Annotated in this window: 8 protein-coding genes and 1 tRNA gene; 2 read left to right on the top strand and 7 right to left on the bottom strand. The window is 44.6% G+C overall.

From position 1 onward, the window contains the following. Positions 1 to 178: 178 nt before the first annotated feature. Entirely contained in the window at positions 179 to 1,534 is a 1,356-nt protein-coding gene (locus LIZ66_RS17780; RefSeq protein ID WP_118579324.1) for a uracil-xanthine permease family protein, read from the top strand. Between the two features lie 278 nt (positions 1,535 to 1,812). Here LIZ66_RS17780 and LIZ66_RS17785 read toward each other — a convergent pair whose 3' ends face one another. The 5 genes from LIZ66_RS17785 to LIZ66_RS17805 form a co-directional block, all read right to left on the bottom strand. Further along, positions 1,813 to 2,703 (bottom strand): TPM domain-containing protein, encoded by an 891-nt coding sequence (locus LIZ66_RS17785; protein ID WP_227201156.1) that lies wholly within the window; start codon positions 2,701 to 2,703, stop codon positions 1,813 to 1,815. 13 nt (positions 2,704 to 2,716) lie between these two features. After that, complete coding sequence (locus tag LIZ66_RS17790; protein WP_227201155.1) at positions 2,717 to 3,805, bottom strand: TFIIB-type zinc ribbon-containing protein; 1,089 nt, start codon at positions 3,803 to 3,805, stop codon at positions 2,717 to 2,719. 26 nt (positions 3,806 to 3,831) lie between these two features. After that, entirely contained in the window at positions 3,832 to 5,205 is a 1,374-nt protein-coding gene (locus LIZ66_RS17795) for an SPFH domain-containing protein (RefSeq protein ID WP_173735399.1), read from the bottom strand. A gap of 731 nt (positions 5,206 to 5,936) precedes the next feature. Beyond that, positions 5,937 to 7,502 (bottom strand): CapA family protein, encoded by a 1,566-nt coding sequence (locus LIZ66_RS17800; RefSeq protein WP_173716924.1) that lies wholly within the window; start codon positions 7,500 to 7,502, stop codon positions 5,937 to 5,939. Between the two features lie 230 nt (positions 7,503 to 7,732). Beyond that, a complete protein-coding gene (locus LIZ66_RS17805) occupies positions 7,733 to 9,502 on the bottom strand; it encodes a DUF885 domain-containing protein (RefSeq protein WP_227201154.1) in 1,770 nt (589 codons plus the stop codon). 304 nt (positions 9,503 to 9,806) lie between these two features. Between LIZ66_RS17805 and LIZ66_RS17810 the strand changes: the two genes are divergently transcribed. Beyond that, positions 9,807 to 10,364: a C40 family peptidase gene (locus LIZ66_RS17810; protein WP_227201153.1), complete on the top strand. Its 558-nt coding sequence runs from the start codon at positions 9,807 to 9,809 to the stop codon at positions 10,362 to 10,364. An 853-nt stretch (positions 10,365 to 11,217) separates the two neighbouring features. Here LIZ66_RS17810 and LIZ66_RS17815 read toward each other — a convergent pair. Both LIZ66_RS17815 and LIZ66_RS17820 read right to left on the bottom strand, forming a co-directional pair. Then, positions 11,218 to 12,378 (bottom strand): transglutaminase-like domain-containing protein, encoded by a 1,161-nt coding sequence (locus tag LIZ66_RS17815; protein ID WP_148463727.1) that lies wholly within the window; start codon positions 12,376 to 12,378, stop codon positions 11,218 to 11,220. A gap of 634 nt (positions 12,379 to 13,012) precedes the next feature. Next, positions 13,013 to 13,085 (bottom strand) — tRNA-Lys (locus tag LIZ66_RS17820). Between the last annotated feature and the right edge of the window lie 177 nt (positions 13,086 to 13,262).

Consider the following 13,262-nt stretch of genomic DNA (forward strand, 5'->3'; position numbering starts at 1 on the left):
GTGAACTTTGTTCACAAAAAACGCCTCGCGGAACGTTACCAGTGAACAGTAACGATTGCTGTTCACAGTATAGACCGTATTGGAAGAAATCATGCGAATGTATGATTTCTGTGCAGTGTGAAGTGCGTTACCAGTCAGGTTGTGAACAGGCTCTAAGGGAAAAGGAGGAACTATATTTATGAAATTCAGAGTTGAGGGCATTTATGATGCCAAAAAGCTGGGAATCCCACAGATGCTGATTCTGGGGCTCCAGCATATGTTCGCCATGTTTGGCGCTACCATTCTGGTGCCGATCCTGGTAAACAACTATTTTCACGGCGAGGGCTTATCCATTCAGGTAACCCTGTTCTGTGCCGGATTTGGAACACTTCTGTTCCATGTACTGACTAAGCTGAAGGTACCTGCATTCCTAGGATCATCATTTGCATTTCTTGGCGGATTTGCCACCGTTGCAGAGCTTGACACCGGAATTTTTGCCAACATGTCTTATGGAGAGAAGCTTCCATATGCATGCGGTGGTGTGTTTGTAGCAGGACTTCTGTATCTGGTACTTGCAATGATCGTTAAGGTAATTGGCGTAAAGCGCGTCATGCGTTATCTGCCTCCGGTTGTAACTGGTCCGATTATTATCTGTATTGGTCTTAGCCTTGCACCGTCTGCAATCAGCAACGCATCCCAGAACTGGATCCTTGCTTTGATCGCACTTGGAACTGTTATTTTCTTCAACATCTGGGGCGTTGGAATGTTCCGTATTATTCCGATTCTGATGGGTATTGTTGTTTCTTATGTGGTTGCCCTGATCATGAATGCCTTGGGTATGACAAACGCAGATGGAAGTGCTATCCTCAGCTTTGCAGGAGTAGCAAGTGCGCCGATCGTAGGTGTTCCGAAATTCTTCCTCTGCAAATTTAACATTACTGCAATCCTTGCAATGGCACCGATCGCAATTGCTTCCATGATGGAGCACATTGGCGATATTTCTGCTATTTCCGCAACGGTTGACCGCAATTTCATCGAAGACCCGGGGCTTCACCGTACACTTCTGGGTGACGGACTTGCAACCTCTCTGTCAGCACTGATCGGTGGACCTGCAAATACAACTTACGGAGAGAACACCAGTGTTCTTGCTCTGAGCCGTGTTTACGACCCGAAGGTAATCCGTCTGGCTGCTATTTATGCAGTTATCCTCAGCTTTATCCCGAAGATGGCTGAGGTGATTAGTTCCCTTCCGTCTGCGATCATCGGTGGTATCAGTTTTATTCTTTATGGAATGATCTCTGCTGTTGGTGTCCGTAATGTAGTTGAGAACAAAGTAGACCTGACACGTTCTCGTAACCTGGTTATTACAGCGGTTATCCTGGTTTGTGGTCTTGGCATTTCCGATGGACTTACATTTACCATCGCAGGCGCACATATTACTCTTACAGGACTTGCACTTGCTGCAATTGTAGGAATCCTGCTGAACGCCGTTCTTCCGGGAAATGACTATGTGTTTGAGACTGCAAAGAAGAAAGAGGAGATGGAAGACGACTGATCCGGCTGGCTTTCCTATATGGTGATGCTGCCGGAAGGTGAAATGTCTGTTTAGCTGATATATAAAAAGAACTCGATTCAAAGTAAATAAATGCGGGAGTCTTTTTCAAAGAGGCTCTAAGTACATTTATTTGCCATGTATGAATCGAGTTCTTTTTTATGTTGTAATAGGAAATGCTGTTGGAATTTCCTATTACCAGGCAGAATCGCACTGCGGCGGAAGGGGAGGTGTCGTTCGAGGCGACCTGCCGCAGTGCAATTCTGCAAGAAGGAATCTTTTTAGAAGCTTCCGCCTGTACCTCCGTGATCGCTGTCTGAGCCGCCGGAGGAACTGTCACTATCCTTCGGTTTCGCTGTTTTGGTAACTGTGTGATACAGGAAAATATCGTTTGATCTTGTCAGTGCCATACTTCCCTGGCGCACATAATCCACTGCGCTGTCCTGTGTCCGTACGCTTTTCAGCTGGGCTCTCATGCCCATGGTGCACAGAAACGCAAGCACAAGACCGATTCCCAGGGAAATGAGAATCCATATGGGAGAAAAGGGCTCTGTATAAGGCTCCCCGTTAGCAGCCATTTCCAACAGATCCTGACACAGATCTGCGTAGGTATCGAAAGCGCCGTAGAAGTTTTCATCCTTTAACAGAGGCTCTACATTTTCCTTCAGATAAGCAAGTCCGTCATCGTTAAACGCAGTCATACCATATCCGTGGGTGGTAATGTGCCATTCACGGTCGCCAATGCTGACCATGAACAGGATTCCGTCGTGGTTTTCGCCGGTTCCGTATCCATTCTCATCGAAGAAATGGTCTGTAAAGAAGTTCATCTCATTGCCTTCTTTAGACTCTACTGTGGCAACTGCCACTTCCAGGTTGTATTCCCCGGTGATGGCTTCCAGCTTATCCAGAAGCTGGGATTCTTCCTCATCTGTGAGAAGATCTGCCTCGTCCAGGACAAGGGAAAATTCGGAGGCTGCAAAGTCCTGATAAGAGTCATCTTCCTCGCTGTCGGATCCGCCAAAGCTGTTGGAAGCTGCGGCCTGTACCGTAACAGCTCCCGTACCTGGCAAAGCAGTATTAAAAAGCGCATCTGTGCCTGGAATAACTGCACTGAAAAGGCTTCCTGCTCCCAGCGCTGCCGCCAGAATAATTCCAAATGATTGTTTTTTCATGGCATGTTCCTCCTTAACAAAATGTGTGAATCAGCCATGCAATGGCGTAAGCAGCAACGGAAAAACCTGCAGTAAGTCCAAGGAACCATTTAGTGAAAATACCTTTATCTACAGGCAGATTTCCTACAAATTTACCAGTCTGTCCGTTCATGCCGAACAGATAGTGGTTGCCCTTCCAGGTGGTGGAAAGGAGCCATACTGGGAAAAGGGCATAGTGGGTTTTACCGCCTTTTAACTGAATGCGGGTATCTTCAGGGGTAACGCTGTCATAACCGATGACCGTATCGCGAAAAGCATCCTCAGCGGCTTTTCTTACACGCTGGTTAGCGCGCTCAGCAGATTCTTCTGCGGATACATCATATTTGTCCGCAACGTATCCTGCCAGGTAAGGAGTAGCAAAGTCCACAGCCTCAGAAATTACGTAAGGCTCCAGAGACTCTGTTAAATCATTGTCAATTTTGGAAGAACCGTCTACCGGAATCTGGTCGAACCCGATGTTTCCAGCACGGAAAACAGAGTAATGGCTGGTTTCCGTGTAATCATAGTCGCTGTCACTCCAGAAACGGGTCTTGGTAGCATGATAGCGGATATCTGCAGAGGCATCGGTGTCAAAAAGCCAGAAAGGCACATAGACACCTTTGATCTCATCAATGTGGTTTTCCTTTTTAAATACTTTGGGTAAAAGGATCTTGCCGTGAAGATGTTTGGTCAGACCTTCTTTGGCTGCCTTTTTGTCCAGCTTAAACGGAATGATAAAATCCGGACGCAGGGTACCGGAAAATTTGCCTGACATTACTACCGGATTGCCGCAGAATGGGCAGGAGGAAGCACCTGTGCTTTCATCGGCAACGATTTCTCCGCCGCAGGACTGGCATATGTAAACGGACATTCCGCTGGCTTCATCTTCCTTCCAGGAGTTGTCTGAAGCACTTTCCCAGTTCAATTCATCAGATTGCTGGTTAGCTGCTGCTTCGTTAAATTCTTTGACGGTTTCCATATCAAATTCAGTGTCACAGTAAGGACATTTCATTTTCTGGAGCTTACTGTTGAATTCGATTGCTCCGCCGCAGCAGGGGCATTTATATTCAAGTAAATCGGACATAGTTCATCTCCTTTTATGCTGCTTTTTTACTGGGTATCGTTTTCATTAAATGGATCGCCACAGTTCGGACAGAATTTCGGTGGATTGGTTGGATCTTCCGGTTCCCAGCCGCACTTGTCACAGCGGTACCGAGGCTTCATAGCCGGTTTCGGAGAACCGCAGTTGGTGCAGAATTTGCCTGTATTTACAGCGCCGCAGGAACAGGTCCAGCTTGCATTTGCTGCAGGTGTCTGAGGCTTTTTCGCGCCGCATTCCGGGCAGAAATTACCGGAAACCATAGCACCGCAGGAGCATTTCCACTGGTCAGCTGCCGGAGCAGAACCGCCTGCCTGAGCCTGGGATACGGCCGGATTTGGCTGTGGTTGTGCCATCTGCTGTGCCTGAGCTGTCTGCTGCTGTCCCATAGCGTAAAGATTCTGTGCGTTAAAACCGCCAGTCATGCCTGCCATATTCATGCCCATGAAACCGGTCATGGCACCGCCAGCGTTGCCTGCTGCTGTCTTCATGGCGTCTGCCTGTGCTCCTGCAAGAGTAGCGGCTGCCATGGCAGGATTGCGGAGGATAGCCATACGCTGAGCTTCTTTGATCATCTGGGCATCTTCCTCAGGAAGAGTGATCGGATTCATGGCAACAGATACGATCACGAGACCACGAAGCTGACTCCATTTCTGGGTGAGAGCCTGGTTCATGGCATCACAGAGCTCCATTGCATGAGCCGGAAGTGCGCTTGGACGGATTCCCTGCTGGGAAATGCTGGCAAATGCCGGCTGAAGAGCTGAGATAAATTCTGTTTTCAGCTGTCCCTCGATCTGCTCTCTGTCGTACTGCTGTTCAAAGTTTCCGCAGACGTTGGAATAGAAGAGAAGCGGGTCTGCAATGCGGTAGGAATAAACACCGCTGCAGCGGACAGAAACATCAATGTCCAGTCCGATGTTCTGGTCTACAACACGGAATGGAATCGGGTTCGGAGTTCCGAATTTATTGTCCACCAGTTCTTTGGTATTGAAATAGTAAACACGCTGGTCTTTGCCAGTGTCACCGCCGAATGTGAAACGCTTGCCAATAGTGTGGAAAGTGTTCATGATGGCGTCGCCCAGATTTCCGGAGAAAATACTTGGCTCGGTAGAAGCATCGTAGGTGTATTCGCCTGGCTCTGCGCAGATATCAACGATCTTGCCCTGCTCTACGATCATCATACACTGTCCGTCTGCGACTGCGATTCCGGATCCGGTGGTGATAATGTTGTCGCTTCCCTTGGTATTGGAGGAACGTTTGGATGTGCGCTTCTGCCCCTTTACTGCCAGAACGTCATTGTCGATGGCATCACAGTAGAAAAATTCTTTCCACTGATCTGCAAGTGTACCGCCTGCGGCGCCAAGTGCTGCTTTAATAAGTCCCATATTGTAACTCCTTTCTTTTTGACCGGTCAATGACTGGAAAAATTATGTAAACGAATGCCACCTGATGCCAATAGCAGGAGTGCATTGGCGCAGAAACCATGGATTTCATATCTGGTGGTGCCTGTGTGAGCAGACATAGTGGTTTCGTTAATTTGTACAGTTATTGTCCGAAAATGATTTTATTAATTATTCTACATAACGATTCAGCAGACATTATTCCGCGAGGTGTTTTTGTGAACGAAGTTCACAGAAAAAACGAGAAATGCGGCGCGAAATCGTATAAAACATGATTTCTGTGTATCCAGAAGGATATCACTGTGAATGTGCGGAATCGTTACTACTCTACTATAAATTTTATCTGATTTTGTCTGAAAAAACAACCTATATGTGATAAATGACTGGTTTTCGTGACAATAAGACATAGATACTATCTGATTTGCAGTAAATAGGAATTGTATACCAGCCATTTGATGACAAAAAAATGTTTGGAATGCCGGAATAACAAAAATCTGCAGCCTATATATTATAGTACTGCAGATTTTGTCATTAGTAATATTGAACCTGGTATGGGGCGTAATTTATTTTTGGTTCTGCTAACTCTGTTCACAGAAACGCTCTTCGTAATGCATAGAAATCATGCATTCGCATGATTTCGCGTCAAAGGTTTCGGGTTTTGTATGAACTTTGTTCACACAAACACCTCGCGGAACGTTACCGGTGAACAGTGACATTTAACCTTCTGAATTGTCATCAGATGCGTCTGCTCCGGAATGGTCTGATCCAGAGCCGTCAGAACTGGAACTGCTTTGGGTGGCAAGTGTCTGATAGTACCAGGAGGAGGTGATGGAATCATTATCCTCCACGTAATTTCCGTTGGAATCCAGCATATTTCCGTCGGAATCAAATGTGACATCCAGAAGATCCGTCTTAGTAGATGGTGTGACGTTCATGGACATGATTTCATCATATTTTGTCTGAAGGTTTTCCAGGGAAAATTCATCTCCGATGGACTGGCGGACGCTGTGTGCAGATGCTAGAGCGTCTGTATAATCGTCCAGCTTATATGGTGCATATTCCAGGGTATCGTAGCTGTAATGCATAACCAGCGGTGTCAGTGTGGCATCTTGGATCTGGATGCTGGTCTGGTCGCCGTCTACAGTCTTCTGAATGGTAAAGGCTGCCATTCCGCCAAGAAGCTGCTTCAGTGTTTCCTGACCGGTAACGAAGTTGCCAAGGGAGTAGTAGATCAGCATGTTGTGACCAGAGTCATCTGTAAGGTAGCCATATGGCTGGAGCACATTCGGATTGGTTCCGATCACAACGTCAACACCCTGCTCCATAAGGAAGTTGGCCCATTCTTTTTCGTATTCGGTAGGCATTGGTTCTTCGGTCTTGCCCCAGTTTGCAGAGAAAATCACACAGTCTGCGGAAGCTTTGGCCTGTTTGATGGCGGCTGCAACATCGGCAGTGCTGAACGTGTCAATCATAGAGCCTTTTCCGGAAGTGGATGTATCTGTACTTCCAGAGCTGTCTGCATCTCCTGTTGAACTGCCGGAAGTATCCGAGCTGGCAGAGTCGTTTGCAGAACCATCAGAACTATCAGTGCTGTCGCCGGAGCTTACAGTCTGGCTTCCATATGACGGGAAGGTATAGTTAAGGAACGCAATCTTGATTCCGTTAATTTCTACAATCTTCGGAGTGTCTATACCGGACTGGTTTTTATGAATACCAACCAGAGTGACATCCGGATGGCTGGTTTCCCAGTAATTTAAAGTTTCGTTGATCATGGAAGAACCATTGTCATCGATCAGTGCTGTGGCAGATGTGACCACATTAAATCCGGCATTTACAAGTGCGTCGCCAATCTCTGTAGGAGTGGCGTAAGGCGCGGTACCGCTGACTGCGCTGTGGTCTGTGGTGAAAGGTGTTTCCTGATTGACCATAGCAATGTCGGCAGCCTGTATATCGGATTTCAGATTAGCATAAACACTGTCATAATTCCAGGCGCCGGTTTCTGACTGACCGGATGCAAGAAGACTTGGCTGAACCAGGTTATCCCCAACTGCAAGAACTGTGGCTGTAGTGACTTCCTGGGTGGTGGCAGCTGCCTCTTCTTCCTTCTGTTTTTGTAAGTCAGCTGCTTTTTTCGCCTGGGCGGCTGGCTGGCGGATCATGGTGTAGTCCATCTGGTTAAACACCAGGCAGAGAACCACCAGAACCGCGATGGATACCAGAAAGCTGGTTCTGGAATTCAGGCGTTCTTTATAATTTAATGGGAGATTATCTCGTTTTTTCATGATTTTGCCCTTCTCTAATGTAGGAAAATATGACCAGCAGGATCAGAAAATCAGATTGCTCCTGCATATTTTCAATGTGAGTTCATTATAGCAAATTATTGTGCTCAAAGAAAGAAGTTATTACATAAATATTTAAAAAAATGTTACAGCATTTCGGGAATTTTCGGGTAATATTGCGCGTGGATCTGGCAGGCAGAAGCCGGGCGAAAATACTGCAGCTTCAGAGGCAATCATAATTTCTCGTTCATGTATTTTCGCAAAACCGGAAACTGCACAGGGCCGATTTCCAGTATCTTCTGATGAAAACTTTTCAGATCAAAGTTTTCGCCAAGGAGGGACTGCTGTTCTTCTTTCAGATCCAGAAAATTCAGATATCCCACATAGTATTTCAGATAATTAGCAGGTGTTTCGGTGATATATCGGTAAATCTCGGCCGTGACAGCAGCATCACGGATTCCGAAAAGTTTCAGGAAGCGGGCGGCTTGCGCAGGAGTCCAGCCGTGGTAATGGATTCCCACATCCAACAGGGAGTAAATGCACAGATTCACGCTGCGGTTCAGCCAGGAAAGTCGCGTGCAAGCAGAAGCTTCCTGTGAGGATAAGGTGCCGGCAGACAGATAATCTGCTGCATAATCATACGCGTAACTTTCCACATAAGTGGCCCAGCCTTCCACGTATCCGCTGTAATCGATGAGATACCGGATATGGGATGGACTTTGTCGTCCGAAATAAACGGTCTGGTAAAGATGACCGGGGAAGCCTTCGTGCGCCAGCGTGGTAAAAAGCTCCAGATTGGAAATTTGCCGTCCATGATTGATGTAAATAACATTTGGCGCTCCTGTGTCCATTGGCGGTGTCAGGTAAAACGCCGGGCTGAGAAATTCTTCCATGGATTTATGTACAGACCGGATTTCGAAATCTACAGAAGCAGTGGAGGGGAAATCCTGCTGAATATTTTTTTCCAGAAGCTCCATGACCCGTGTGGGCTCCATATCTGGCAAATCCATTTTCTCATTTAGCAATGTGAGAAGTTGTGGATGCTGTTTCAAAAGTTCTGAAATTTCCTGAGAATCGGTGGAAAGCTGCTGGGTGAGGCGCTTTTCCAGTTTTTCCACAGGTATGTAGATTCCCACCTGGCTTTTTAGAAGATATTGGTAATATTCCTTTCCACCGGAAAAATTGACCAGTCCTCCGGTATTTTTGCCTGTTCCCCGAAGCTGCTCCAGACCTTCTATCAGCATTTGATATGCGGGGAGAACCTTTTCTTTCAGAATCTGTTTATGGGTCAGGTTCAGCTGTTCCTGGTCCTTTTCGGAAAGCTTTCCATAGGCTTTTAGTTTCTGGGAAAAAATTTCCAGCATATAATTGGAATCCGGGTTTTGAATAAAAGCACGGCATTGGTCCTGAATGCGTTCCAGAGTTTCGTCGCACATAAAAAATCCGGCATCAGATTTTGTCTGTTCAAAGGCGAGAATGCTCTGGAAATATTCTTTTGTGCTGCAGAGCAGATTTAGGTAGTCGGTGATGTCCTGATTGGTGTAGAAGGAGTATTCGGCCAGCAGTACAGGCAGCTGCGCCTGGATCCCGAGGCTTGGGCTAAGCGGCTCTTCCAAAAGATAATTGTCGCCCAGAGAGGCTTCGGTGTGGTAGTAAAGGAGGAGCAGATCAAGGGTCAGGCGATTGGAAGTACTGAGCTTTGACTGGGAAAATTTTTTCAGCTTTTTTACATATTCCTGGCACTGGGCAGAGGCTTTTTCATTGTTGGGATGTATTGTGCCAAGGGTAGCGCGGGTGCGTGAGATGCCCTGTTTTTCCGGATAAGCCAGGGAATAATGAAGATTCAGGGCGTTTCCGGAAACCTCTTTTTCAAATATGGACTCCGCGAAGTTTTCGAAGCGGGCATTTTCGGAGAAGACATGACTGAAAAGCCAGGAAAATGTGAAGCAGATAATAAGAAAAAAAGCCAGAATAGCGGCGGTGAATTTTGGTCTGTTTGACATAGGATGCCCTCTGCTCTGGGGGATTTCTACTATATTATTGAGAATTTCAGTGTAGTATGCGAAATATTTGGTTCCATGGCTTTAAGATTATGTGTATTTTGTGTACAAGACTGACGGGAATGACGAAATTAGTTGGGGATGTCATGGGGAAGTTGTTGGATTTCACGGAAAAGGCGATTTTTTTATTTGTGGGAGCAAAATTGACGGTAACAGATTGTTGTGATATTATGCGTAATTGTTACATATGCTTAATATAAATGTAACATTTTGAAGGGCGATTTTATATAAATTGAGAGGTGTATGAATGTTAAAAAATAAAATGAAAAAACTGATCTGCGGAATGACAATGTGTATAACGGTCTGTTCTCAGATGATTTTTCCACAGACTGCGTTTGCAGCGACTAAGGCTGCTGTGGAAAAGGCGGGCGAGGCATTTGTAGCTGGGATGACAGAGACTGCAGAGGCAGAGGAGGTACTTTCTGAGGAAGAGATTCGTCAGCAAATCGTGGATTTTGCGCTGCAGTTTGAGGGAAATCCTTATGTTTACGGTGGGACAAGTCTGACAAACGGAGCAGACTGTTCCGGGTTTGTAATGTCTGTGTTTGCACAGTTTGGCTATTCACTGCCCAGAGTAGCAGCAGATCAGTATAATCAATCAGCGAAAAAAAGCGTGGAAGATCTGGAGCCAGGAGATCTGATTTTCTATGGAAGCGGAATCAGCCATGTGGCACTGTACATTGGAAATGGACAGATTATCCATGCAAGTACATCTGCGTCTGGAATCAAGATTTCCAACTATGATTATGAGGCGCCTGTGGGAGTAGGAACTTACATTGAAGCGGACGGCTTCTTTAGTGAATAAGAGTGAGGGAGCGGAGCATTTGATAAAACGGATATGAAATCCGGTTATCCTGTTCTGACATTTACAGCCGGGGAAGGTTTCCCCGGCCTTTTTGTACAGTGACGGGAGTCTGCCACGTTGTTATTCGCTGATAACATTCCGCGAGATGCTTTTTTGAACAAGGTTCGCAGAAAACCCGAGAATTGCGGCGCGAAATCATGCAAAGCATGATTTTTGTGCATTGCGAAGCTTGTTACTGTGAAGGTTGCGAACGGTAACCATGCCACAATACAAAGGGGAATGGTGAGAGAATAAAATTGATTTGTGTGTATTTTGTAAGGTATTGTAAATACGATATTTTGCAAGGGAAAATGTCGAAAAGTGTTGAAATTAGCAGATTGCACAAAGACTTAAAAAAAATGTGGATAGGTGAATTAATAGGTAGAAAGTTTTCCACTTTCAAAAATATGAAAAAATGTTGAAAAATCAAGTTATGCACAAAGTTATCCACATTATCCACATGGAAAAGCATGTGGATGAGTTGATTTACATAATGGGAATCGAAACAAATGTTTTGGTTATTGTTATGAAAATGTAAAATTCGACAGAAATCGGCAAAAAGGTATTGACTTTTACAAAATCAAAATATTATAGAATATTCGCGGAAAATATTACAATTAGAGATAAAAAACATAAAATGTCTGACAAAATAAATTGTTCATTACAGGGCATATTTTGTCTGAAGCTCCGAAAAACTATAGAGAAGTTACAATGAGATTCTGGTAAAATATGGAATTATATTAAGAAGCCCTTTGCGGAGAAAATTTCCTCTGCAAAGGGCTTTCTTTATAATGTTTTTGATATTATTTTGGCGTTACTGGAAGATATGATTTTTCTTTGCCTGTTTTAAGGTTTTTTTATACCAGTAGTAATCGCCCTGACCTTTACTGTAGTTCTGGATTTCTACGTCTACATCGTAGTAATATTTTTTACCATCTACGATGGCATAGTTCCAACTGTGGCCGGCTCTGGTGCCATCCAGATTCTTATAGTAGCCGTTGCAGACACCGGCATCTACGCCTACGTGGTTGCAGAGGATGACAAAGATTGCGGCCTGGTCGCTGCAGACTCCGCCGCGTTTCTGCATATAAGGAGCCATAAAGGATGACCAGGAGGAGCCACCGAAAATAAGTTTGCCGTTTTGGTAGTTCTGGAGAGTCTTTTTCTTGTAGTTTTTAATCCGCTTCTGGGCTTTGGTGCTGGTGAGATCGTAGTAATTTTTGGCTTTTACAAATTCATCGGCGTGTTTATGCTTGAAGTTTACAGTCATCCAGTGGTAGATACGTCGAACTTTTTCATCCTGGCTCATAGTGAGCTTTATTTTGGCTGACTGGATCATTTTTTCTGCCATGTAGTCTACAGTATCGACTCCGGTGTATTCTGGAATTGTGGTGGAAGCTGCGAGACCTTTGCTTCCGGATGGGGCTTTGGAAGATACTTTAAAACTTTTGGTTTTGGTGACAGATTTTATGCAGATCTGGTCTTTTTCTACATAATAGAAAAGCTCAACTTTGTAAGTGCCATTTGATGCGTAGGCTGTGGGCTTTTTCCCAGCTTCATTTCCTTTTGAGGGTTTTCCGTTCCAGTCAAGGCGAATGGTTTTATGTTCAAAAGAAGTGACCGGATCGCCCCAGAAATTTGTTCCGCCAATGTTTTTGTATGTTTTTTCATAAACATATTTACCAGATTTGTTTAGAATCCTAAGACGTACATTGATGGCTGTGCCCTCAAGGTCCTGTTCGGTGTTAAATGATACTCCAGCACGAATGGAAAGATAGTTTCTTTTGCTTGGATGAAATCCTTTGGAGCTGATGCCTGTGAGCAGGCTGTCTACTGACATCTGGATTTCATCTGGATTGATCGTATCCGTTTCTTCCTCTGCTTTTACATTCTGTACACTGAACAGGAATATTATTGACAGCAACAGGAACGTGCTTAAGCAGATGTTTAAAAATTTTTTTCCTTTTTCAAGCATTTCTTTTCCTCCTTTGTTTTCTGATCTTCCTTAATTTTTGGTATAACCTGAAGTTTGTTCATTTTTGCAGAAGCAGCTTCGACCTCTTGGACGATACAGAAAAATTCTAATATGAGTATATTGGTTTTATTTAAGAGATTCAAGCTTAAAGTAATATTTTTCAAACACGCTCTAGGTTTCTGAAAAATTGGGATAGAAAAATAAAATGTATTCATGCAAAATAGGGCATAAGGAGGAAGGGATTTTTTACTTTACAAAAGATAAATATCGGAGTTTTCCGAGTTAAAGAAATTGATGAAGACGATAGCATATTTCAGCAATTGATGGAGGAATATAGACTTATCGGGGAAAGACTGGAGAAAGAACTTCTGGATGTGGGAAAAGAGAAACACTATCGAGATCTGATTGAATTGATTGACAGAATTGCAGATTATATTTTCAAGGAATCCCCCCGGGTGAAGAAAGGAATTGGTGAGATTATGGGTGGACAGGTATTGGAACTGGAGTCGGAACGATTGGAGAGATTGATTAGAGAAGGATGTGAAGCGGCAAGAGTTGATTTTACTGGCTTTAAGGGCACAAAAAAACACCGTCCCCGCGGCAATCGCTTTGTCCGCAAAAACAGTGCTTTCAGTGCGCCTTCAGGGGTTCGAACCCTGGACACCCTGATTAAGAGTCAGGTGCTCTACCAACTGAGCTAAAGGCGCATTTCCTATTTCGTTGATTTGTTATTTCCTCAACGCAAGATGTATTATATATCAAGTGTAGGACAAAAGTCAATAGGAATTTTATAATTTTTTTAAATTTTTTCGAAAACTTTTACGATTGCTATTTAATGTGTTGGTCGTTATCCCGGACGCGATTTCACAATGTATATTCACCGC

This window comes from Blautia faecis, assembly GCF_020554845.1.
GTDB classification, from domain to species: domain Bacteria; phylum Bacillota; class Clostridia; order Lachnospirales; family Lachnospiraceae; genus Blautia_A; species Blautia_A faecis.